At 46.5% G+C, this 23,452-nt stretch carries 18 protein-coding genes; 7 read left to right on the forward strand and 11 right to left on the reverse strand.

Annotation, left to right across the window (positions count from 1 at the left end; translation table 11 throughout):
* Window positions 1-139: 139 nt before the first annotated feature.
* Together BMZ72_RS06895 and BMZ72_RS06900 are read right to left on the reverse strand one after the other, a co-directional pair.
* Window positions 140-1,042, reverse strand: a complete 903-nt coding sequence (locus tag BMZ72_RS06895) for an EamA family transporter (RefSeq protein WP_177222705.1) — start codon at window positions 1,040-1,042, stop codon at window positions 140-142.
* A 70-nt stretch (window positions 1,043-1,112) separates the two neighbouring features.
* The gene (locus BMZ72_RS06900; protein ID WP_089806536.1) at window positions 1,113-2,810 is read right to left on the reverse strand and encodes a hypothetical protein; all 1,698 of its coding nucleotides are present in this window, start codon (window positions 2,808-2,810) and stop codon (window positions 1,113-1,115) included.
* A gap of 145 nt (window positions 2,811-2,955) precedes the next feature.
* Between BMZ72_RS06900 and BMZ72_RS06905 the strand changes: the two genes are divergently transcribed.
* The 4 genes from BMZ72_RS06905 to BMZ72_RS06920 are packed head-to-tail and all read left to right on the forward strand — an operon-like array spanning window position 2,956 to window position 6,527.
* Entirely contained in the window at window positions 2,956-3,843 is an 888-nt protein-coding gene (locus tag BMZ72_RS06905) for a decaprenyl-phosphate phosphoribosyltransferase (RefSeq protein ID WP_089806538.1), read from the forward strand.
* Entirely contained in the window at window positions 3,843-5,174 is a 1,332-nt protein-coding gene (locus BMZ72_RS06910; RefSeq protein WP_089806541.1) for an FAD-binding oxidoreductase, read from the forward strand. Before BMZ72_RS06905 ends, BMZ72_RS06910 begins: the two co-directional genes overlap by 1 nt.
* A gap of 34 nt (window positions 5,175-5,208) precedes the next feature.
* Window positions 5,209-5,940 carry an SDR family oxidoreductase gene (locus tag BMZ72_RS06915; RefSeq protein WP_089806543.1) on the forward strand — a complete coding sequence of 244 codons (732 nt, stop codon included), beginning with the start codon at window positions 5,209-5,211 and terminating at the stop codon, window positions 5,938-5,940.
* Window positions 5,937-6,527 carry an HAD family hydrolase gene (locus BMZ72_RS06920; protein WP_089806544.1) on the forward strand — a complete coding sequence of 197 codons (591 nt, stop codon included), beginning with the start codon at window positions 5,937-5,939 and terminating at the stop codon, window positions 6,525-6,527. Before BMZ72_RS06915 ends, BMZ72_RS06920 begins: the two co-directional genes overlap by 4 nt.
* 82 nt (window positions 6,528-6,609) lie before the next feature.
* Here the strand turns inward: BMZ72_RS06920 and BMZ72_RS06925 are convergent, their stop codons facing one another.
* The 4 genes from BMZ72_RS06925 to BMZ72_RS06940 all read right to left on the reverse strand — a co-directional run bounded on the left by BMZ72_RS06925 (window position 6,610) and on the right by BMZ72_RS06940 (window position 11,242).
* The gene (locus BMZ72_RS06925; RefSeq protein ID WP_089806546.1) at window positions 6,610-7,380 is read right to left on the reverse strand and encodes an acyl-CoA desaturase; all 771 of its coding nucleotides are present in this window, start codon (window positions 7,378-7,380) and stop codon (window positions 6,610-6,612) included.
* 156 nt (window positions 7,381-7,536) lie between these two features.
* A complete protein-coding gene (locus BMZ72_RS06930) occupies window positions 7,537-8,034 on the reverse strand; it encodes a molybdopterin-dependent oxidoreductase (protein WP_089806548.1) in 498 nt (165 codons plus the stop codon).
* 104 nt (window positions 8,035-8,138) lie between these two features.
* Window positions 8,139-9,224, reverse strand: coding sequence for a cytochrome-c peroxidase (locus BMZ72_RS06935; RefSeq protein WP_089806550.1), 1,086 nt, complete (start codon window positions 9,222-9,224; stop codon window positions 8,139-8,141).
* Between the two features lie 2 nt (window positions 9,225-9,226).
* Window positions 9,227-11,242 carry a TonB-dependent receptor plug domain-containing protein gene (locus tag BMZ72_RS06940; protein ID WP_089806552.1) on the reverse strand — a complete coding sequence of 672 codons (2,016 nt, stop codon included), beginning with the start codon at window positions 11,240-11,242 and terminating at the stop codon, window positions 9,227-9,229.
* A 295-nt stretch (window positions 11,243-11,537) separates the two neighbouring features.
* Here BMZ72_RS06940 and tyrS point away from each other — a divergent pair, with 295 nt between their 5' ends.
* On the forward strand, window positions 11,538-12,734 hold the full coding sequence (tyrS, locus tag BMZ72_RS06945) for a tyrosine--tRNA ligase (RefSeq protein WP_089806554.1): 1,197 nt from the start codon (window positions 11,538-11,540) through the stop codon (window positions 12,732-12,734).
* A gap of 1,453 nt (window positions 12,735-14,187) precedes the next feature.
* On the opposite strand, the gene BMZ72_RS06955 is transcribed toward tyrS, so the two are convergent.
* The 3 genes from BMZ72_RS06955 to BMZ72_RS06965 all read right to left on the reverse strand — a co-directional run bounded on the left by BMZ72_RS06955 (window position 14,188) and on the right by BMZ72_RS06965 (window position 17,907).
* Window positions 14,188-15,207 (reverse strand): oxidoreductase, encoded by a 1,020-nt coding sequence (locus tag BMZ72_RS06955; protein ID WP_089806558.1) that lies wholly within the window; start codon window positions 15,205-15,207, stop codon window positions 14,188-14,190.
* A 77-nt stretch (window positions 15,208-15,284) separates the two neighbouring features.
* Window positions 15,285-16,172, reverse strand: a complete 888-nt coding sequence (locus BMZ72_RS06960; RefSeq protein ID WP_089806560.1) for a helix-turn-helix domain-containing protein — start codon at window positions 16,170-16,172, stop codon at window positions 15,285-15,287.
* A gap of 58 nt (window positions 16,173-16,230) precedes the next feature.
* Window positions 16,231-17,907 carry an ABC transporter substrate-binding protein gene (locus tag BMZ72_RS06965; RefSeq protein ID WP_255373129.1) on the reverse strand — a complete coding sequence of 559 codons (1,677 nt, stop codon included), beginning with the start codon at window positions 17,905-17,907 and terminating at the stop codon, window positions 16,231-16,233.
* 93 nt (window positions 17,908-18,000) lie between these two features.
* Here BMZ72_RS06965 and BMZ72_RS06970 point away from each other — a divergent pair, with 93 nt between their 5' ends.
* Window positions 18,001-19,641, forward strand: a complete 1,641-nt coding sequence (locus BMZ72_RS06970) for a M1 family metallopeptidase (RefSeq protein WP_089806564.1) — start codon at window positions 18,001-18,003, stop codon at window positions 19,639-19,641.
* 618 nt (window positions 19,642-20,259) lie between these two features.
* Here the strand turns inward: BMZ72_RS06970 and BMZ72_RS06975 are convergent.
* Window positions 20,260-20,919: an NADPH-dependent F420 reductase gene (locus BMZ72_RS06975; RefSeq protein ID WP_089806565.1), complete on the reverse strand. Its 660-nt coding sequence runs from the start codon at window positions 20,917-20,919 to the stop codon at window positions 20,260-20,262.
* Between the two features lie 239 nt (window positions 20,920-21,158).
* Window positions 21,159-21,902: a menaquinone biosynthetic enzyme MqnA/MqnD family protein gene (locus tag BMZ72_RS06980; RefSeq protein WP_089806567.1), complete on the reverse strand. Its 744-nt coding sequence runs from the start codon at window positions 21,900-21,902 to the stop codon at window positions 21,159-21,161.
* 64 nt (window positions 21,903-21,966) lie between these two features.
* Here BMZ72_RS06980 and purB point away from each other — a divergent pair, with 64 nt between their 5' ends.
* On the forward strand, window positions 21,967-23,307 hold the full coding sequence (purB, locus tag BMZ72_RS06985; protein WP_089806569.1) for an adenylosuccinate lyase: 1,341 nt from the start codon (window positions 21,967-21,969) through the stop codon (window positions 23,305-23,307).
* Window positions 23,308-23,452 lie beyond the last annotated feature (145 nt).

Consider the following 23,452-nt stretch of genomic DNA (forward strand, 5'->3'; position numbering starts at 1 on the left):
TCAGCAATGGGTTAACCGCAGGTCGTGCAAGACGGCCTGCAGCTTGATTGCTGGCTGCAGACAAACCGGCTCCTGAAACCTGCTGTCCTCCAAAACGTTCATAGGCCATAAACAACGTAGTTGATAAAATAACTGCTATTTAAACTTTCCGTTTCCCCAATGTCATCAGCACCACCCCGCCAATCACAATCCCGCAAGCCATCAATGCCTGTGAAGTCAAACTTTCATGACCGATCGCCCAGCCCAGAAATAACGCTACCACCGGATTTACATACGCATACGTCGATAACAACCCCGGTGGCGCATTGCGGGTCAGCCAGCTATAAGAAGTAAACCCTACCAGCGAACCAATAAACACCAGATAAAGATAGGCGCTGATCGTCCGGGTACTCAGATGCCCTAATGTACTCCAGGCACCTGGTTCAGTCACGGAACTCACGATAAAGCAAAACACCGAACCTGTCAGCATCTGCAAAGCAGCAGAGGTCATGGGCGCAGGCATCACTAGTTTAGACACGGATAGTGATCCCAGCGCCCAACAGGCACAACCTCCAGCCAGGATCGCAATAGGCCATAACGGATAGGAACGGCTCTGGTGATCCGCCCCGAAAGGATTGAATAACAGGAATAAGCCCACTAAACCCACCAGGATACCGGTAAACGTCATGATCGTAGGGCGTTGCTTGCTGAAGAAAGCCCAGTCAAATCCTACAAACCACACCGGGATAGCCGCCACGATCAGCGCTACCAATCCGGAAGGCATATAATGCACCGCCAGCGCCGTACAGGAATTACCAATACCTATCAGCATCAATCCGACAAAAGCAGCGGATAACACCTGCTGTTTCGTCGGCCATTGCCTTTCACTTCCCCGGCTGATCAATCCTAATATCGTCCCGGCAGCCAGAAAACGAAAAGCAGATAATAAAAAAGGGGGAACTACCTCCGTGGCGATTTTCATCCCCAGGTAGGTAGATCCCCAGATAATATATACAGCAAACAGAAATAACCAGAGCTTTGTATTGTCTGGTTTGCCTTGCACAGTATCAGTTTTCACGTGAATTAGCGTAAAGGGTAAAGAAATACCACACAAAGCATTGAAAACTAACCCACTATTGCGCTACAAACACCTCGATAATAGCATTCGTCGGACGGCGTGGCGCCAGGAATTCATCTACCTTACGGTAGTGCTTCTGCAGCTCATATCTCAATGCAAACGGATAAAAGTTGTTATTACCAGCCGCATATTCGTAAAGTACAACATCGTAGTAATGTCCTTTGACTTTTTTACTGAACATTTCCAGTTGACGATTAAACATACCCACTCCCAGATGATACCATAAAGGGTAATCACTGCCCGTTTCCAGCTTGTAGGGCATCGCCTGCGCGAGTGGTGTTAATTCGGTCATATTCAGCAGTTTAAGATCGCCTTTCTTCTCCTTTACAACAGGCATCGCCATCAAACGGTTCATCCCTTCTACCGTAGAAGGCGGCATATAGATTTTCTTAAAAGCCCAGAGATCAGAGAAGATCCATTTATCGGTAGGTACATCTGTCGTATCCGTATTCAGCATGAAATTATTACGGGACACCACATTCTCGCCGGTCGCACTGATCTGTGGATTGTACATCGCATAGTTGCTGCTATCTATCGCCTGACCATCACCCTTACCTGCTATTACCTGCTCATGTGGTACGATACGTGAGACAACCCTGTCCAGGTATTTCCAGAAGGAACCAGACCACCATAATAACACCAGCACTGTCGCCAGACCAAATGATGACCAGCGTTCCAGCTTCAGATCAAGCTGTTGCTGTAAACGACTCACAATGAATGCAAAAGCAAAGGCGTGGAAGAAAATATTGTTATCCGGCGGCGTATAACTGGTTACCTGGAAAATAGCCGCTTCCACCAGTATACCCAGGGTCAGCAGGGTGAATAACATGGACTCACGGTCCTTCCAGAAACGCTGCCATTTGCCAAATGCCGGTACCAGACAAAGCACCACCATCACCACATAGAATTTGATCCACTGCGAAGCAGCCATCACCTCTGTAATAATATCATATAAGGATAAACGCGAATTGTGCGGCGCCTGTCCGTGGTTAAACCAATAACCGAAACCGTAAGGCAGCAAAGGAACAATAACAGCCGCTGCCACCAGTGCGTAAAAAGCCAGGAACACCGGAATATCCAGCCAGCTTTTCCGCTCCAGCGTATTATATGCCAGCAATGCTAATGATAACAGCAATGCCAGTCCGCCGCCATCCTGTTTGGTAAAAAACGACAGGAAAGTGAACGACGCTGCAAGGAAAAGGAACAGATAACGGATCTTACCTGCCGGTCCCGTCAGGAAACGAAACAGAAAAGCCAATCCCACCAGTTCATATACAATCACGGTCTGGTTATACCAGGGCCAGAAATTGAAAAAGGAATACGACAATACAAACAGCAACACCGACAAGACCCGGATGCCCGCTTTTACGTTCAGACTTTTCAAAATAAAACGGAAAGACAATCCGGCAATAATGTTCATCGCCACCTGTGCCTTCACCAATGTGATCAGCTGCGCACCAAAAATCTTAAAAAACAATGCAGGCATCAGCCAGAAACCATAACCCAATGGCAATCCGAAATCTTTGTAAGGCACCTGCCCCTGGGATAATCTGTAAGCACCCTCCCAGGAAAGGAAGATATTTACCCGGTAAGGGAATATGACAAACAACGGTACAATAGCCAGACCGATAATAATCAGTAGTTCCGTAATAAAGGCACTTTTACGGCTGAACGGAGCAAAAGTTGACGACATAAAAGGGGATAATAAAATGATGAAATCGAGTATAATTTAACACGAACGGGCCCAAAAATAGTAGAATTTACCCGAAATAAGCATTTCTTAGCATTGCTGTTCGGTAATCAGTGCGTATCTTGGCGTCAATTATAAGTCTATCCCCGTGCAATATTTAAAACTGTTAAGACCCTCCCATTGGGCAAAAAACCTGTTCTTGTACATCCCCCTTTTCTTTGCGGGCGAGATTTTTATTCTACCTAAAGTACTCGAACTACTAATCGGTTTTTTCGCATTTAGCCTCGTTGCCAGCAGTATCTATATTATTAATGATTACATGGATGTCGAAGCCGATAGGGCCCATCCGGTAAAGTGTAAACGCCCCATTGCCTCCGGTGCAGTCTCTAAACCCGCCGCCCTCGTATTCTTTGTATTATGCCTGGGGATTGGTGGTGTCCTGGCATATTATGTCAGACCAAAATTCGCATTCGTAGTAGGCATTTACTTTATTCTCAATCTGTTGTATTCCTTCGGATTGAAAAATATATCCATCCTGGATATATTGATCTTATCAGCTGGTTTCGTACTCAGAATAAAAGCCGGTGGCGTCGCGGCCAATATCGCCTCCTCCGAATGGCTGATGATCATGGTATTCCTCCTGGCGCTCTTCATGGCCATCGCTAAACGAAGAGACGACGTACTGATCAAAACCCAGTCGGGTAAAGAAATGCGGAAGGCTTCCAAAGGTTATAATATGGATTTTATGAATGTGATGCTTGCGCTGGTATCAGCCGTCATCATCGTCGCCTATCTGATGTATACCATGGCCCCCGAAACGATGGCACGCTTTCATACTTACCGCCTTTATTATACATGTCTTTTTGTAATTGGTGGATTATTACGATATTTGCAAATAACATATGTGGAGAACGATACAGGTTCTCCAACCAAAATCCTATACAAAGACCGTTTCATTCAATTAACCATACTCCTGTGGGTGCTGAGTTTTTATGTGATTATTTATTTACCCACTAACAAAAGTTTTTTTGAGTAATGGAAAAACGGTTAGCAAACTGGGGAAATTACCCCGCTATCTCCTGCGATGAGACATCGTTTTCGCAGGAAGATCAAATACAGGATTTTATATCCTCTCATTCATCTGTTATCGCCCGTGGAAACGGTCGCTGTTATGGCGACGCTTCTCTTGCCAATCACAGTGTTTCCACCCTTAAATATGATAAGGTGCTGGCTTTTGATATCGAAAACGGCATCTTTGAATGCCAGTCCGGTATCACACTCGATCAGATCCTCGATATTATCGTTCCTCAGGGATGGTTCCTTCCGGTAACACCAGGTACCAAGTTCATCACCATCGGTGGTGCGGTAGCCTCTGATGTACATGGGAAGAATCACCACGTGGATGGCTCCTTCTCCGGACATATCATCGATATGGACGTGATCACGGGCAACCAGGAATCGATCACCTGTTCCGCTGGTATCGAAGCTGACCTCTTCTGGGCGACCTGCGGTGGTATGGGCCTCACCGGTATCATTACCCGTGTGAAATTCGGTCTCAAAAAGATCGATACTGCCTATATCCGTCAGAAACAGATCAAGGCCAAAAACCTGGAAGATCTGATACGTCTCTTCGAAGAATATAAAGATTACACATACTCCATGGCCTGGATCGATTGCCTGCAGAAAGGTGATTCCTTCGGCCGTGGTATCCTCATCGTAGGTGAACACGCTACCCCTCAGGAACTGAGTGAACAGCAACGTAAAGCCCCACTTCAGCTGGCGCAGAAACGCAAACTGTCCATGCCGTTCAACCTCCCGTCTTTCACACTCAACACACTGACTGTTAAGGCATTTAACTGGCTTTATTACCTGAAGAATACGAAAAGGGAGATCAATAACGTCATTCCCTACGAACCATTCTTCTATCCGCTGGATGCTATCCTGCACTGGAACCGTGGTTATGGTAAAGCAGGCTTCGTACAGTATCAGTTCGTATTGCCGCTGGAAAAGAAAGATGGCCTTGTCGCTATCCTCAAAAAGATCAGCGACGCCGGTCTGGGATCATTCCTCGCCGTACTGAAAGTATTCGGTAAACAGGATAGCCTGATCTCTTTCCCGATGGAAGGCTATACCCTGGCGCTGGACTTCCCTGTTCGTAAAGGTCTGTTCGAATTCCTCGATCAACTGGATGAGATCGTGCTGCAATACGGCGGACGCCTCTACCTGTCCAAAGACGCCCGTATGAAACAGGAGGTATTCTGGCAGAGCTACCCCAACGCGCAAAAATTTGCCGATATCATTAAAACATACAACGGTAAAAAGCTGTTTCGTTCAATACAGTCCGACAGACTGCTATTAACACAATAAAACACTGCTACCTTAAAATACCGAGATCAATTATATGCCTACTGTTCTTATTCTGGGAGCTGGGTCGGATATGGCTGTTGCCATAGCCCGCGAGTTTGCCGGTAACAAATACGATATTCAACTGGCCGCCCGTAACGTTGCCTCCATCGCTCCCCTCGAGCAGGACCTGCGCATCCGTTACCAGGTACAGACCAGTTCCTATGCCTTTGACGCGACCGATTTCAATAGCCATCCGGCTTTCTATAACTCCCTGCCGGTTAAACCGGATATCACTATCGCCGTTTTCGGTTACCTGGGTTCACAGGAACAAGGCCAGTCCGACTGGACAGAGGCCGCCCGAATCCTGCACACCAATTATACCGGCGCTGTCTCGATCCTGAACGTCGTAGCGGAGGATTATGCCTCCCGTGGCGCAGGAACCATCGTTGGCATCAGCTCCGTTGCAGGTGAACGTGGCCGTCAGAGTAACTACCTCTACGGTAGCGCCAAAGCTGGCTTTACTGCCTATCTCAGCGGTTTACGTAACCGATTGTTCCACAAGGGTGTACACGTACTCAGTGTACAACCTGGTTTCGTCTACACCCGTATGACGGAAAACCTGAAACTGCCGCCTATGCTGACGGCACAGCCCCAGGATGTGGCAAAAGATATTTACAAAGCCGCTAAAGCGAAAAAGAACACCATCTATACAAAATGGTTCTGGCGTTATATCATGCTCATTATCAAATCGATACCTGAGTTCATGTTTAAAAAGCTCAAATTATGAAGCCCGCCATTGCCTTCTTTGATTTTGATGGCACCATCACCCACCGGGATACCCTCTTTGAGATCATCCGGTTTCAGAAAGGAGATGCTGCACTATACGCCGGACTCGCATTCTTAGCACCGGCACTTGTCATGATGAAATGTAAACTGATCTCCAAACAGAAAGGTAAAGAGATCGTCCTGCGTCATTTTTTTAAGGGTATGCCTATTGAAGAGTTCCGGGACAAATGTGCCGCTTTCTGCAGAGATGCACTTCCCGGAATGATCAGGGAAAATGCGCAGCAGGAAATACAGCAACACCTCAAAAAAGGAAACCGTGTAGTCGTAGTAACTGCTTCCGCACAGGAATGGGTAAAGCCCTGGGCGGAATGTATGGGCATCGAATGCATCGGTACGCAACTGGAGGTCATCAATGCAAAAGTGACCGGCCGCATTCAGGGGATCAATTGTAACGGAGAAGAAAAAGTACGGCGGATACGTCAGCAATACGACCTGCCGACTTATGGAGATATTTACGCCTACGGTGACACCAACGGCGATAAACCTATGTTGCAGATGGCAACCTTTGGATATTTCAGGAAGTTCTAAAAACACTCAGGCCATCAATCATAGTCGTCTGACTATAATTGATGGCCTGTAGCGTATCTATCTATTTCTACTTACTATCTGTTTAAGCAGCCGCTTTCATGTTAACCACTTTCACTTCGGCTTTCTTCAGTTTGATGATACCGATGAAGTTGAAGAACTTCATTACCGGATAGGTTGGATCGAATTCAAACCATTTCTTTGCAAAATTCGGACTGTCACCATGCTTGTGGTGGTTGTTCTGGAACAGCTCACCCAGCAGCAGGATACCCCATGGAGAAGTATTGCGGGATTTGTCACCATTGTCAAAGTTCTGATAACCATATTTGTGACCACACCAGTTCACAACAGCACCCTGTACAGGTCCGATCAGGAAGTGGATAGGCAACAGCAGGAACCAGTACCAGGCTGGAGCAAACGCTACATAAAAAGCGATATAAAGACCTGCCCATGCCAGACGTGTGCCAGTGAAATCGCCAAAACGATCCAGCGCATCCCATACCGGTAAAGGAGGATTTTTAGTGAACTTCTCATCAAGAACAACCTTCTTATGATAGATGTCGTTGTACAGCTTACGTGTCTGCCACATCATTGACCATACATCTTTAAAGAAGTGTGGAGAATGCGGATCATGCTCAGTATCGCTGAATTCATGGTGCATGCGGTGCATAGCGCCATATGCTCTTGGTACTAAGTAAGAAGTCCCCTGGAAAAACCAGGTGCAGAAGTAGAATATTCTCTCCCAACCTTTGCTTACAGTATACATCTGATGGGATGCATATCTATGCAGGAAAAAGGTGTGAAAGAACAACGACAAAAACCAGTGGGAAAAAAAGAATATCAGAATCGCAGTCATTTTCTCTCTTTAAACGTAATTGAATTAGAGGGCTAAGTTAGACTAAAATGAGCGGGAAGCCTCATAAATAATTACTTATCACGTATAAAGGATGATTATTCATCGGTAGCATAGCCACAGCGGCCTGTTTAAGAAATGTTAAAATTATAAAAAGCCTTAATCTTTGGCATACCTGATCACCATTTCCACCACCTGAAAACTGCTTCTGGCCGGTTTCTTCTCACCTGGCACTACCAGTCTGAAGGGACCTTTTCCATCTGGCAAAGGACCATTTTCAAGTTTGTCAGCCAGTATTACCACCCTGTCTGTAAAACTACTGTCCAGTTCCGCCAGTGAAAACAACACCTCATACCCATCTGCACATTTCACCATCAGGTATTTTGTCAGCTGCTCGCCTCTCAGTTGTTTACCCATTGTCACCCCTGCCTGCTCCAGTAATTCCTGTAATGCAACACCCTGGTAACTATGCGCCTTACCGTCCCGGTCAGTCAGTACCGCTGTGCTCCGTTTCATTTTAGCCAGATCGTCTACGGAGAATGTCAACGGTTTTGTCACCTCTCCGCTGATCTTCACAGCAGGACTAGTCTGCGCATAAGCAGAAACAACAAATGTCAGCTGCAAACCCAGGAATATGGCACTACGGAAAATGTTCATGATATTGAATTAAGAATTAAAATTAAGTATTGTGAAAACCGGCTGCTGAACTCATTCGTTATGAACCTTTTACCTGATTCAATTACAGCCTTTTATTGTTACTGCTATCTAAAGGGATCTGAGAACCTTTTATCTGTAATAAAAGTCGAATCCGTCAGTATATGCAGAAATGCCAGCAAGTCCTTTTTCTCACGATCCGTCAATCCCAGCGTCAAGCCATCCGAGGCATTCGAATTACCCACTCCCTGTAAAAACGGACTGAGTGTTTTGCTCGGTTTAATATGTTCGTTATAGTGAGACAAAACTTCTTCCAAAGTCTTGAACCTGCCATCATGCATATAAGGCGCCGTCAGGGCAATATTCCTTAAGGACACCACCCGGAAACGTCCCCGATCATAAGACTGACCACTTACTTTTTCCCGGCCCGAATCTGCAGGTATTGTGTCCAGTCCATTATTATGGTACAACTCGATATATGTCTTCGGTCCGCCGTGACAATGTGCGCAACCAGCACCGCGTATGTTCCTGGCAGCATCCGGATTGCCATAGAAAAGACTGATCCCGTTCAACTCAGCAGCTGTCGGCTGATAATCGCCACGCAGGTATCGATCGTAAGGCGCATCCGCAGAAACCAGTGTACGTTCAAACTGCGAAAGGGCTTTTACAATCCCCTCTCCTGTTAGACTGTCCGTCCCGAAAGCCTTACTGAATAAGGATCTATACACTACCTCTTTCGAGAGGAGCGCCGCAGAGACCTCCAGTGATTGCCCCATTTCATGGGCATTCGTTAATGGTACTGCTGCCTGCATTTCCAGTCCGGCGACCCGGCCATCCCAGAAAAAGTTACGTACCCAGAGCAGGTTGACCAGCGACATGGTATTCCTGGGCTGCGGACTCCCATCTACTCCGGTACTAAACGCTTTCCCATCTGTAAACGCCAGTTCCTGCCGGTGACAGGTACCACAGGATATCTGCTGACTGGCGGACAGCTTCTTTTCATAAAACAAACGTCTGCCCAACGCCACACCTTCCACCGTAGTTGGATTGTCATCCGGCACAAAGGTCCGGTTACCAAAGTAAGCCGGATAGTCAATACGCAGGGGTTCAGGTCCCTGCCTGCGGAACCCTGCGATGGACAATCCGGCCACCAGTAATATGGAAATCAATATTTTATACCCGCTTACCTGCATGTTTACAAACGGTATACAACATTGGCAAAATAGTTACGTCCTGGTTCAGGATAACCTTCTACCAACGAATAGTTTTTGTCGGTGATATTATTAATACCTCCCTCTACAGAGAACCAACGCCAGATATGCACCGTCGCTGAAGTATTCAGCAGGGTGAAGTTCCCTGTTGAAGTACCATACGTCGTGCTATAACGTCTGGAGTTATGCTCAGCATTCACCTGCACGGACAACAGATCTTTCAGCTGATACTGCACAAAACCAAACGCCTTCTGCCGGGGTACATCTGTGAAATACAGCTTTGGATTCGTCAGGTTGTTCCTTTTAATATAAGTGTAGTTCAAACCAGCATTAAAAGAAGCACTGATCTGGTAACTGATACCGATCTCTCCACCCAGATATTCCGACTCTCCCACATTTTGTAACTGTGACTGCCATACGTTGCGCGTAGAATCATATAATACATTAGATACAGAAAGAATGGTGTTGTTGATCTTTGTGTAGAATAAAGCTGCCTGCAATTCTATCTTATCAATAAACCTTCCTTTATAACCCAGCTCATAGTTGACTGCAGTCTCTGCTTTCAGATCCGGGTTAGGAATCGCTGTTCCCATACGGTAAGAGTAGCGATCTTTCATGGTAGCGAAACGCGTCTTACGCGCTACAGATGCATTAAAAGACTGATTATCATTTAATTGATACAGCAAACCTCCCTGAATGTTGAAAGCGTTGTTATTATTGGAAGGCAGGTCTCTCACCTGTTTGGTCGCACTCACATACTCCTGCGCTTCGATACTCGTACGATTATTATAACTGAAACCCGTCAGTAAGGTCAGACCATGGGTCAGGTTCAGCGCATTTTCAGCACCCGCGGTAAAGGTCCGGTCCGACATGGTACGTACCGGTTCGCCTTCATTATTCTCCCGGTGCACATCCTTTTTGTATTGTACGGTCAGTTTCAGATCATCCCATTTCGAAAAGGTCTTACCATATTCCACAATGCCGCCTAATGTATAATCGTCATAAAAGCTCTTAAAAGCATATGGACGTGAGATCGTTGTGTACGTCGCATCGTCATAGGAATCAAGCTCATTTTTGAACTTATCATAATAGAAGCGCGTCTTCACATACTGACTGCTATCGATCGTAGTATTGGAAATAAAGTAAAGACTGCGTTTGTCCCAATAAGGCCATTGCCAGAAACGCGGACTCTTAAACTGACTGTTCAGCGTATCCGTTCCCGTATAAACCGGTGTTCCTTTTTTGCCATGCTGGTAAACATAACTCAATGCATACTCCGAACGTTCATTGGGCGTATAGGCCACCTTCATATTGTACTTCTCATCTGTACTGTAAGAGTTGTTCCTGTCACCGCCGTCTTCATTTTTACCAGGGATGAATTTATCCGACAATGGGAAAGAATCCCGTTTCAGCTTCGAGGCCCCTGCCTGAATATAGAACTTTCCGAGATTACTTCCGATATTGATATTCGACCTGTATCCACCTGATAACCAACCCGTCGCACCATTGAACTCAAATGGCTTCTCAGGTCTGCGACTGATCAGGTTAATAGCGCCACCCAAAGCATTCGGACCATAAAGCACCGAAGTATATCCTTTGGAGACATGTATAGCGGAAAGATCGAAAGTGGTAAATCTGGCCAGGTCCACATAACCATCATAAGGTATGTAGACCGGGATACCGTCAATCAGTAAGGGTACCTGCCGCAGGTCAAAACCTCTGACATATACCATGGCCTCATTCCTCGGACCAACAGCAGAAAGATTCACGCCCGGCAGTACATTCAATGCCCTGGAAACGTCGTTTTTGGCAAATAGCCGGATCTGACGCGAATCGATCGTAGTATTGATGTTACCGCTATGCCGTCCGATAACTTCCACTTCTCCCAGCGAAAATGTGCCTGGTCTGGTTGTGTCCTGTTGCGTCTGACGGGAGCTTAAAGATTGCCCGTTCATGATCTGGCTGATAAAACTTGTGCAAATGATTAATGCAATTCTCATGGGGGTATTTTCGTTGTGTATTCAAAAATATAACGAATTCAGCACTTATTATAATTACTTCACTGAAACAGGATTATCAGTCATAGCAATAATTGTTTGTATATTTGCCTTCCAATGAAGTTTTTAAATAGCATATTACGCCTGCCTTTCTTCTCTGAATACTATTATACAGTAGTTGTTCGGGAGAGGTATGTCTTGCAGTATGCGAAACGATTATTGTAAATAAGATATACCATCATAGCTCACTGGAGCCCCGGACATTCATTTGTCCGGGGCTTTTTTATTTCTATCAATCATGACAACAACACTCCAAATGGCAAATGCAGCAGTCATATTGCCTGAGAACGGCCTTACCGAAAAAATCAAACAGGCCGAAAAAGACAAACGTAAACTGGTCATCAAGCTAGGCTTTGACCCAACCGCCCCTGATCTCCACCTCGGACATGCCGTGGTACTAAAACAACTGCGTATATTCCAGGATCAGGGTCACCAGATCGTTATTATCGTCGGTAGCTTCACCGCACAGATCGGAGATCCCACCGGCAAGAATAAAAGCCGCAAGCCTTTAAGTAAGGAAGAAGTACTATCGAATGCTGATACCTACATCCGTCAGCTGTCCCGGATCATTGACACAGATAAATGTCAGATCCTGTTCAATGGCGACTGGCTTGATAAACTGTCCTTCCCCGAGATCCTTCAGTTGCTGTCTAAAGTAACCGTCGCCCAGCTGCTGCATCGCAACGATTTCAATAAACGGTTTACGGAAAACGTGCCCATCGCTATGCACGAACTGATGTACCCTATTCTGCAGGGATTTGATTCTGTGCAGATTAACGCAGACATTGAAATGGGTGGTACAGACCAGCTGTTCAACTGCACCATGGGCAGACAGTTGCAGGAAGCCCACGGACTATCCCCGCAGGTCGTGATGTGTATGCCACTGCTAAGAGGCCTGGACGGAAAGGAGAAAATGAGTAAGTCCTTGAATAATATCATCGGTCTGACAGATACGCCTAACGATATGTTTGGGAAGACCATGTCCATCCCGGACCATCTGATCAATGAGTTTATTGATCTCACCACGGACTTTTCTCCGGCGGAAAAGGCTACCCTGAAACAGCTATTAGTAGCTGGTGAGAACCCCATGAATATCAAGAAGATCATTGCTGCGAATATCATCACACAATACCATGATGCGGACAGCGCGGCTTCTGCTGAAGCATTCTTTATCAATCAGTTCCAGAATAAGGCATTCGAAGAGAAGACCTTCGGACAGGTACCCATCTCCTCCCTGGCGGAGTGTACTGTTACATTGCTGGACCTCTGTCATCAGTTAAAGACTGACGAAACCAGAAGTGGCATTAGAAGGTTGATCATCAATGGCGCAGTTACCGTAGATAGCGAGAAGCTGCTCGATCCTAATCAGCGGGTAGAATTACGTGCTGGCATTAAAATTAAGATTGGAAGACGGCTTTTTATTGAACTTGTATGATTAGGTTAATCACTTGATTATTACTGTAAATGGCTTTCGGGTGTTCGAAAGTTATTTCCAGTAATATGCTTTGCAAGGGTGTGAGTATTGTTTGCAATTGTCGGCTTTGTTTTTTGAACTGGGTCTTACGCTGCGGTTTCAGATGGGACCTCTGGCTGACGGTCTTTGAAGGTTCAGTATTTAGCTTAGATGGGGCGTGGTTATCGTTTGCAATTGTCGTCTTTGTTTTTTGAACTGGGTCTTACGCTGCGGTTTCAGATGGGACCTCTGGCTGACGGTCTTTGAAGGTTCAGTATTTAGCTTAGATGGGGCGTGGTTATCGTTTGCAATTGTCGTCTTTGTTTTTTGAACTGGGTCTTACGCTGCGGTTTCAGATGGGACCTCTGGCTGACGGTCTTTGAAGGTTCAGTATTTAGCTTAGATGGGGCGTGTTAGGCTTTGGAAATTCTATTGGATGCTGGTCAGTCGGATGGGCGAACTTCAAAGACCTAAGGCCAGGGTCTCCATCTGAAAACCTTCGCTGTGATAGAGCTGTTTACAATTAAAATTCCTGATGCTTGATTGATGATTGAATCAGCGACTCATTCAACGCTCTTAAACGAGCTGAATTCTCTGCTGAAATCGGATGTGACTGCTCCTTAAATACCTATAACGCTTTCTATTAGGTTGATGACTACAGCCGTCTAAAACCGAAACGAAAGTTCCCATACCTGAAAATTAACCAGTTCCAGGTAATTGGACCGTCAATCGGAAGGCCCATCTGAAACCGCAGTGTAACACCCAACCCTGACAGTCAAGCATTCATAAGGAAATTATCCTATCAGCAGTCCCGTCACAGCGAAGGTTTTCAGATGGAGACCCTGGCCTTAGGTATTTGAAGTACGAAGAACTTAAATAGACATCCCAAAGCCAAATACAACTTCCCCAAGCCCCATGCACGAGAACTTCAAAGACCGTCAGCCAGAGGTCCCATCTGAAACCGAAGCGTAACACCCAGCCCTGATAATCAAGCACTCGTAAGGAAATTAACCTATCAGCAGCCCTATCACAGCGAAGGTTTTCAGATGGAGACCCTGGCCTTAGGTATTTGAAGTACGCAGGAGTTAAATAGATATTCCAAAGTCCGATAAGACTTCCCCAAGCCCTAGCAACGAGAACTTCAAAGACCGTCAGCCAGAGGTCCCATCTGAAACCGAAGCGTAACACCCAGCCCTGATAATCAAGCACTCGTAAGGAAATTAACCTATCAGCAGCCCTATCACAGCGAAGGTTTTCAGATGGAGACCCTGGCCTTAGGTATTTGAAGTACGCAGGAGTTAAATAGATATTCCAAAGCCCGATAAGACTTCCCCAAGCCCTAGCAACGAGAACTTCAAAGACCATCAGCCAGAGGTCCCATCTGAAACCGAAGCGTAACAACCAGCCCTGAAAAGACGATCACAATTCCAGAACGCTAATGCCTGGAAATCAGCTTCTCACTAACCTCCCACAAACGCACAGCATCATCCGCAGCAATCGCATGCGGCAACACCCCGAACGCTTTCGACGCTTTCCGCTGAGTCAGGTCATTACTCCCCTGTGTACCATCACTTTCCGTCACCGGAGAGATATCCGAGTTCTCACAATACACACCGCCTTTTCCGAGTAACAAAGGGCTGGTTGCACACCATACGCTGGTCGCCGCTCCCTGTTCAATCGTTTTCAGCTGTCTGGCGGGATCAATAACCGGATTACCGTCTTTGTCCAGAGCGCCCATCTGAATCAATTGTTCCTCAGGTATATAGCGTTTCAGATCGGTACTAACGATACTACCCGGATGCACGGCAAAGGCGCGTATGCCATCTGCCTGCCCCCGCCGGTCTGCTTCTACAGCAAACAGGACATTCGCTGTTTTCGACTGACCATATGCTTTCCACGGGTCATACGGCCGGTGTTCAAAATTGATATCTTCAAATACGACCGGTGAATAACGGTGTCCCCAGGAAGACAAGGCGACGATCCTGGAGCCCTGTGCTTTTTTCAAAGCCGGCCAAAGCCCGACGGTCAATTGAAAGTGTCCAAGGTGGTTAGTTGCGAATTGTGATTCGAAGCCTCTTGTATCCCGGGTAAGTGGGTTGGCCATAATACCGGCGCTGTTGATAAGGATATGTAAGGGTTGTCCGGTAGCCAGAAATCTGGCCGTAAATGCGGAGATGGATGCCGGATCCATGAGGTCCATTTGTTCGATTTCCACTCCATGAATAACTGCCAATGCGGCAGCTGCCTTGCTGATATCTCTGGCTGGTACGATCACTTTTGCACCGGCTTTTGCCAAAACCTTTGTTGTTTCGGCGCCGATACCGGCATAGCCTCCGGTGACAATTACCGTCTTTCCGGACAGATCGATACCACTAATTACATCCGAAGCTGTCGATGCGCCGTCGAATGGGGAGTCGATAGGCGCCTGTAAAGTGCGTGCTTTTATTTGTTCCATAGTCTCATTTTTACCCTTCAAAGGTAGGACGACTATCTACATGTGTTTTGCGATCTTCAAACCAATGTTTGTGAAATTCAAACCTGCCTGAATGCCGACGGACTCATGCCGGTCCGCTTCCGGAAGAAGGTGGTGAAGTGTGCCTGGTCTTCAAAACCGAGGGCATAACTGATCTCGGCGATGTTCATATTACTATGCCGGAGCATCCCTTTTGCCTCTGAGATCAGTCGGTCGAAAATGAGTTCGGAGGTCGTCTTACCGGTCTCTTTCCTGACCGCCCGGTTCAGGTAATTGACATGGATAGCTAGTCGTTCAGCGAAGTCTTTTGGGGTCCGTAAGAGCACTCTTGGCGAGAAAACATCTACCGGAAATTGTCGCTCCAGGAGCTCTGAAAATACGGCGGTTATGCGGGCGGCTGCGTTCGTTTCAGGTAGGGTATTTTTGAAGGGAGCTAGCTTCATGGCGTTATATATGAGCTCCATAATATAACTTCTGATCAGTTCAAATTTGAACACATATTCACTCCTTAACTCTCTGATTATCTTATCAAAAGAAGTAGTTATTTCTTTAATCGCTTCAGCTTCAAGTGAAAATACAGGCTTCGCTCCTGGCTGAAATAAAGGAATGTCGTCCAGTTTACCCCTGAAAGACTCCTGGAAGAACGCTTCCGTGAACACACAGCAGTACCCCGAAATGTCAGTTTTGATCTCTCCATAGGTGTAAGGTAACCGGGGGTGAAAGAACAACAAAGTGTCACCGCTGATGGCAATACTTTCGTCGCCGAAATGGAATACGGCGTCCCCATGAAAGAACATGATTTTATAAAAATCCCGGCGGACGAAGGTAGGGTAAGTGATGCCGGAAGCCAGCCGTTCTTCTATCGTGAACGCGTTAAAACGGGGCGACTGATGATCGCCGCCAACCATAAAATGAGGAGATTCCCAGGGATGCATCACACCATTCATGACAATTACTTTCTTGCAAATTTCAAACTTTGCCGGCAAATATCACACAGGTATTTTCTCAGGGATTAGGGGACAAACGAATCTTTACTTTTCTAAGCTCAAGGAGATTCAGGGCATTGCTTGTAAATCCCTGAACGTTGGGTTGCACCAGATGTATGACTTCGTCATAGAATAATGGAACGACGGGGGCATCGTCAATGATCATCCGGTCCATCTCCTGATAAAGAAGCGAACGAAGCGAATCGTTGTTTTCACTCAGCGACTTTTCATATAGTTTATCAAATGCCGAATTGACATAACGGGTATAGTTAGGGGGCGCCGGATTTTTACTGTAAAACACGGCGAGGTAGTTTTCGGCATCCGCATAATCTGCCATCCAGCTACCTCTGAAAAACAGCGCCTCTGACTTTGCCGTCTGTTCCAGGAGGAGTGCTTTCTGCATTACTTCCACCTGCACCGGGATACCCACTTGCTGTAACTGGTTAGCCACATAATTGGCGTAATCCTCATAGACAGGGATAGAGAGTAACCTGAGCGGAGCCAGTCCTTTTCCTTCCGGGAATCCGGCTTCCTTCAGCAGGGATCTCGACTTTTCCGGGTCATAACGGAAGCCTTTTACTTTGGCAGTATCAAAAGACGGTAATCCCATGGGTACAAAGCCAGCCGTAGCCGGATAACCTATACCGTTACGCAGATACGTGATCATCCGCGTTCTGTCGATACCGTAGTTGATGGCCTGTCTGATTTTCTTTATTGCTGAGGGTGAATGCTTTACGGCAGACTTGCTCGTATCCAGCAGAAAACCGAAATATTCTATATTCAGATAAGGACTCTTGTCTAGGATCAGTTTTCCCTCCCATTCCTTCTTCAGTTTTCCCTTTTTCGTCAGCACTTCATCTTTAAAAGATGCGTCTATATCATTCATAAAGTCCAGCTGTCCCTGCCGGAATAAGAGGAATTCGGTCGCCTTGCTATCCAGAAAACTGACCTTCACCGCATCCAGGTACGGCAATGCATGTCCGGCACTGTCTCTTTCGAAGTAATGCGGATTACGGTGCAACACCAAAGCTTGTCCTTCTTCCCAGAAAGAGAAACTGAAAGGACCCGTTCCGCAGGGATGCTTACGGAAGTCCTTCCCATATTTTTCGACTGCCTCATGTGGGATGATAGAGCAATATTGCATACTCAGAATGCCCAGTATCGGATGGAACGGTTGTAATAAGTTCAGTTGAAAGGTCGAATCATTCATTGCCTGAAAACCCTTGACCGGGTCAACCTTACCATTAAAGATCCAGGCGCCTGGGGACGCGGTAGCCTGGTCCATGATACGCTGCAGACTGTACACCACATCCGCCGCTGTCATCAGACGGCCCTTCCCTTCCGGAAAGATCTCATTATCATGGAAATGGACGTCCGTCCGTAAATGAAAGACGAAAGTCTTATGATCTGCAGAGACATCCCAGCCTTTTGCCAGCGAGGGACGGATGTTCAGTTGCTCATCCGGTTCTACCAGAGTGTTATAGAGCTGTCTGACTGGCCAGATGATCGCCTGGTTCTTGGCAAATGCAGGATCCAGGGAGGAAATCCCTTCCGGTACATTGTACCGGAACACCTGTTTGCCGGAAGAAGCGGGACGTCCGCAGGCAGCCACTAATACGATAAACGGTATGCAGAATAGTCTCTTGTACATGCGAAGGGTCTTACGGCCACTGAACGTCCCTGGCTTGCCGCTCATGGATATCGGTATAAAGCGTTAAGCATTAAACGTTCAGCGTTAGGCATTATTAAACGAAAATTAATACCTTTCCGGCATAAAATAAGAATTTCTATGCGCGGCATTCCTATGCTTTTATTGGTTTTGCTTACGGCTTTGTCTGCCGGTGCCCAACATCAAACGACATTTACCCGGGCAGATACCCTACGGGGATCCATTACCCGTGAACGTGCGTGGTGGGATGTGAAATCCTACGATCTGCGGGTAAAACCTTCCCTCAGCGACAGTACCATTTCCGGGTCCAACACCATTACCTACAAAGTGCTGAAGGTAGATAGTATCATGCAGATCGACCTCCAGGAACCACTCCAGGTAGATAGTATTTTGCAGGACAAACAGGCTGTCCCTTTCAAACGAGAAGGGAATGTCATCCTGGTCGACCTGGTGGCAAAGAAGCAGGTCAAGGGTAGGACAAATAAGATCTACATTGCTTACCACGGTAAACCACGTGTAGCAAAAAATGCACCCTGGGACGGTGGACTGGTCTGGACCAAAGACAAGCAGAACAGACCCTGGGTGGCTACAGCCTGTCAGGGACTTGGCGCAAGCGTATGGTGGCCTAACAAAGATCACCAGAGCGATGAACCTGATAATATGACCATCAGCGTAACCACACCACCCGATCTGGTAGATGTATCTAACGGCCGTCTGAAAAAGAAAGCACTGGACCGCGACGGTAACATGGTATGGACCTGGTACGTTTCCAACCCGATCAATAACTATGATGTGGCAATGAACATCGGTCACTATACCGAATTCAAAGACACCTACTCCGGTGAAGGTGGTAAACTGGAACTGGGCTATTGGGTAATGGATTATAACGTTGATACCGCCAAAACACATTTCGCAGTCGTTAAAGACATGCTGAAATGCTTCGAATTCTGGTTTGGTAAATATCCTTTTTATAAAGACAGCTATAAGCTGGTAGAGTCTCCGCACCTCGGTATGGAACACCAGAGCGCTGTTGCTTATGGCAATAAGTTCCAGATGGGTTATAAGGGTACCGACCTTTCCGGCAGCGGATGGGGCCTGAAATGGGATTTCATCATCATACATGAAAGCGGTCACGAGTGGTTTGGTAACAATATCACCACTAAAGACATCGCCGATATGTGGGTGCATGAGAGCTTTACCAATTATTCCGAGACGCTCTTCATGCAATGCCAGTTCGGTAAAGAAGCCGCTTTTGACTATATCACCGGTATCCGGAAGAACATCAGAAATGACGTTCCTATCATCGGTGCCTATGATGTGAACAATGAGGGCAGCGGCGATATGTATTACAAGGGAGCGAACATGATCCACACCATCCGTCAGATCGTGAACAACGATGACATGTTCCGTGAGATCCTGCGTGGACTGAACAAGACCTTCTACCATCAGACAGTCACTACCCGTCAGGTGGAGGAATTCTTCAACCAGAAAACGAATATGAACTTCAACAAGGTCTTTGAACAGTACCTGACGCACACTTCCGTGCCGACGCTGGAGTATCATTTTGAAGGTTCTCAGCTGAAATTCCGCTGGGTAACTGATGTAGAGAACTTCAACATGCCGGTAAAGGTGACCCTGACCGATAACGGCTATACATTTATCTATCCGGGAAGAAACTGGCAGTCAATGACAATGACCCTGTCAGATCGTAAGAAGTTTAAAGTTGATCCAAACTTCTATATCAACGTGAAGGAGATCTAGGCATCACGCCAACTAACTATAAATCACAAGGGTGTCCGTCATATGACGGACACCCTTGTGATTTATAGTTATAATATCCGCAGCCTACACAGACCGCTATCTCCTATAAGATGTAACTTCCGGAAGCCTAATTATTAATCTCACTTCACCAGTCTGAAAGCATCCCCCACATTCCCCGGAAACCATAAGCATATAGTAATATACTCAGTAACATCAGGAGGTTGATTAACTAGTCAGCAGGGCCGTCACAGCGAAGGATTTCAGATGGAGACCCTGGCCTTAGGTCTTTGAAGTACGCAGGAGTTAAATCGATATTCCCAAAGCCCAATACAATCTCCCCAGGCCCAATCCATGTAAACTTCAAAGACCGTCAGCCAGAGGTCCCATCTGAAACCGAAGCGTAAGACCCAGCCCTAAAACTAAACCACTCAAGAGAAATGATCCTATCAGCAGTCCCGTTACGGCGAAAGTCTTAAAATAGACACCCTGACCTTAGGAATTTACACAGCAATTCAATAACTATTGCCAATGTCTGACACGACATACTAAGTCAGCGGCTCTATATTGCGGCTCATCTCAAGAGTCCTCATATCCAACACCTCACTCAACAGCACTATCTCACTTCACCAACCTGAAAGCATGGCTCCAGGTGCCTGTGCGGAAACCATAGGCATACCACAATATACTCAGCGGCTCGATATTCCGACTCATTTCGATCGTTCCCATATCTACCACATCCTTCCAGCCCATTTCATTCAGGAGTGTAGTAACGGCTGCTTTGGCCGCTCTTTTATTACCACAGATGAACATGGTCGGTGTTTCCTGCTCCGTTTGATGCCGGAACATGGATTCATGTCCGATACAGCTGAGGGCTTTCACTACGTGTGCATCTGGCGGTAACCAGGCTTGTAATTGTTCCCCCGCAGAATTGGTATGTCCAATGGAGAAGCTCAGTCTTCCCTGCTGATCGGGCCCTTTTCCATCCAGGGGATTGGTTACGTCTACAACAACTTTATTCTTGAAATTCCACAACCCTGCTGACTCGATCGCTTTCTGGGTACCTGACCAGTTGGTACAGATCACCAGTAGTTCTCCCTGGGCGGCCGCTTCGCGGAATGGCAGGGCGGTCACATGCTCACCTCCTTTCTTTTTGATCCATTGCTGAAGCGATTCCTTGGACGGATTGCGGGTGCCGAGTATGACGTCATGACCGGCCATGATCAATCCTTCCGTTAACGTAAGTCCGACAGGACCACTACCCAGGATGCCAATTTTCATGTTACAGGCGTTTGTGTGAACAGATGGGATAGTAATTTAAGAAAATAAGACTTAAGAGTTAAGAATTTAAAATTCTGGCATAAGTAGTTTTCAGCGTACAGTTTATCTCTTTAAATAAAAAAAGTACCTCTCTGAGAGAAGTACCTTTGTATGAATGTTGTTCATTATTATAACATGAAAGCAGCGGCAATGTTCTGCCAACCTTTTCTGCTCTCAGCTGTATTGTAATACTTTACTGCTTATTTGTTGATCAGATAACTCAGAAAGCGCTGTAAGCCCTGGCGTTTGGACGGTGTCAGCGGATAACTGATATTCTGTGTATAATACGTTGTAAGGTCATACAGCGGATAAGGATTCTCTGCTACGACAGCTGGAATATTATGGATACCGAGACTGTTGGCATTGTTAAACTGCTGAATGAACTCTGCAGGTAAAGGCTTGTTGCTGATCCAGGCTGCAAATACAAATGGCAGACTGGTAAATCTCATCCAATGCTCAGCGAGGTCATATATATAAGGAGATACATGTCGCTGTTCGAGTGCACGGTCGCCGATTACCAGTCCGGCGTCGGTACCTTTGATCTTATCCTGGTAATCGCCGGTGGTATCGATCAGTTCAACGTCCAGTTTCCAATGTTCACGTACCAGCACTTTCAGTAAGGCAACTGAGGTACGGCTCTGATAATCCAGGTAGATCCGTTTGATCTCATTAAGGGGAACTTCACTGAAAAGGCAAACGGAAGCTACTGCACCTTCCGCACCGATGCAAAAATCAGAAATGATATGATATTCTTTCAGTTTTGGGATGGTCGCTACTGGCACGAGCGCCACATCTACCTCTCCATCAATCAGTTGCTGTGCAATCTTAGCAGGATAATCAACACTCAGTTCCAGCATATTCATCACGGGATGATCCCTGAATCCGTACAATAATGGCCTGGTATTCAAATAACTTACTGCCGCTACTTTTACTTTCCGTTCCAATTTCTGTAATTTTGCCGGCTAAATTAGGCAAAAAGTGATAAACGCTCACTAATCAAATAACATTATGCAATTACAAGCTTTAACCGCCATTTCTCCGCTGGATGGTAGATACCGGAGACAACTGGAAGAACTGGCACCTTATTTTTCCGAGTTTGCACTGATCCGTTACCGTGTACTGGTAGAGATAGAATACTTTATCGCCCTGTCAGAGCAGAAGGTATTTACGCTCTCCAAATCTCAGGTGCCTGCCCTGCGTAAGATTTACCAGGAGTTCACCATTGAGCATGCACAGCTGATCAAGGAGACAGAGAAAGTAACCAATCACGATGTAAAAGCTGTTGAGTATTTTGTTAAGAATGAGCTGAAAGCGCTCGGCCTGGAAGATAAACTGGAGTGGGTACACTTCGGTCTGACTTCCCAGGACGTCAACAATACTGCTACGCCGCTGTTCTGGAAAGAAGCTGTAGAACATGTTTTCATGCCGGCGATCGCTAATCTGATCCTGGACCTGAAAAAGATGGCTAAGAGCTGGATGAAGATACCAATGCTGGCCCGTACACACGGTCAACCGGCTTCTCCGACCATCCTGGGTAAAGAGATCCTGGTGTTTGTAGAAAGACTGGAAGGTCAGGTGAAACTGCTGGGAGATATTCCTTTCGCAGCTAAATTCGGTGGCGCTACCGGTAACTTCAACGCACACTACGTGGCATTCCCTAAAACCAACTGGGAGAAATTCGCCGACAAATTCGTCAACAATACCCTCAGTCTGCAGCGTATGAAATATACCACCCAGATCGAACATTATGACAACATCGCCGCTCAGTTTGATACCCTGAAACGTATCAACACGATCCTGATCGACTTCTGCCGTGACATCTGGACATACATATCCATGGATTACTTCAAACAGAAGATCAAGGCTGGCGAAGTAGGTTCTTCCGCGATGCCGCATAAAGTAAACCCGATCGACTTCGAAAATGCAGAAGGTAACTTCGGACTGGCAAACGCCGTCTTCGAACACCTGAGCGCCAAACTGCCGATCTCCCGTCTCCAGCGTGACCTGACCGACTCCACCGTTCTCCGTAACGTAGGCATTCCATTCGGTCACACTGTCCTGGGCCTGAAATCCGTTCAGAAAGGTCTTGGTAAACTGATCCTGAACGAAGCCAAACTCCAGGACGATCTGGAAAACAACTGGGCTGTAGTGGCTGAAGCGATCCAGACCGTACTCCGTCGTGAGAACTTCCCTCAACCTTATGAGGCCCTGAAGGAACTCACCCGTGGCGGTCAGAACATCAACCAGAAAACCATGCACAAGTTCATCGACGGACTGAAGATCAGCGCCACCCTGAAAAAAGAACTGAAAGCGATCACTCCTCATAACTACACCGGTATCTGGGGATAAGGAATAAGATTGAGATTGAGGATTAGGAATTAGGAATTACGCAACCACCTGATCCTTTCTCTAAAGTCAATAAACAAAGGACGAATTACAAAACGCGCAAGCCAATGTAATTCGTCTTTTTATTTGATGCAATCGCATTGATACA

It is taken from the genome of Chitinophaga sp. YR627, from assembly GCF_900114995.1.
Lineage (GTDB): Bacteria > Bacteroidota > Bacteroidia > Chitinophagales > Chitinophagaceae > Chitinophaga.

Excerpts from the sequence above, each read along its gene's own strand:
- BMZ72_RS06940 (WP_089806552.1), bottom strand. The coding sequence starts at position 11,242 with ATGAGAATTGCATTAATCATTTGCACAAGTTTTATCAGCCAGATCATG.
- purB (WP_089806569.1), top strand. The coding sequence starts at position 21,967 with ATGCAATTACAAGCTTTAACCGCCATTTCTCCGCTGGATGGTAGATAC.
- BMZ72_RS06930 (WP_089806548.1), bottom strand. The coding sequence starts at position 8,034 with ATGAACATTTTCCGTAGTGCCATATTCCTGGGTTTGCAGCTGACATTT.
- BMZ72_RS06910 (WP_089806541.1), top strand. The coding sequence starts at position 3,843 with ATGGAAAAACGGTTAGCAAACTGGGGAAATTACCCCGCTATCTCCTGC.
- BMZ72_RS06960 (WP_089806560.1), bottom strand. The coding sequence starts at position 16,172 with ATGAATGGTGTGATGCATCCCTGGGAATCTCCTCATTTTATGGTTGGC.
- BMZ72_RS06900 (WP_089806536.1), bottom strand. The coding sequence starts at position 2,810 with ATGTCGTCAACTTTTGCTCCGTTCAGCCGTAAAAGTGCCTTTATTACG.
- BMZ72_RS06935 (WP_089806550.1), bottom strand. The coding sequence starts at position 9,224 with ATGCAGGTAAGCGGGTATAAAATATTGATTTCCATATTACTGGTGGCC.
- BMZ72_RS06955 (WP_089806558.1), bottom strand. The coding sequence starts at position 15,207 with ATGGAACAAATAAAAGCACGCACTTTACAGGCGCCTATCGACTCCCCA.
- BMZ72_RS06975 (WP_089806565.1), bottom strand. The coding sequence starts at position 20,919 with ATGAAAATTGGCATCCTGGGTAGTGGTCCTGTCGGACTTACGTTAACG.
- BMZ72_RS06920 (WP_089806544.1), top strand. The coding sequence starts at position 5,937 with ATGAAGCCCGCCATTGCCTTCTTTGATTTTGATGGCACCATCACCCAC.
- BMZ72_RS06965 (WP_255373129.1), bottom strand. The coding sequence starts at position 17,907 with ATGAGCGGCAAGCCAGGGACGTTCAGTGGCCGTAAGACCCTTCGCATG.
- tyrS (WP_089806554.1), top strand. The coding sequence starts at position 11,538 with ATGACAACAACACTCCAAATGGCAAATGCAGCAGTCATATTGCCTGAG.
- BMZ72_RS06925 (WP_089806546.1), bottom strand. The coding sequence starts at position 7,380 with ATGACTGCGATTCTGATATTCTTTTTTTCCCACTGGTTTTTGTCGTTG.
- BMZ72_RS06915 (WP_089806543.1), top strand. The coding sequence starts at position 5,209 with ATGCCTACTGTTCTTATTCTGGGAGCTGGGTCGGATATGGCTGTTGCC.
- BMZ72_RS06970 (WP_089806564.1), top strand. The coding sequence starts at position 18,001 with ATGCGCGGCATTCCTATGCTTTTATTGGTTTTGCTTACGGCTTTGTCT.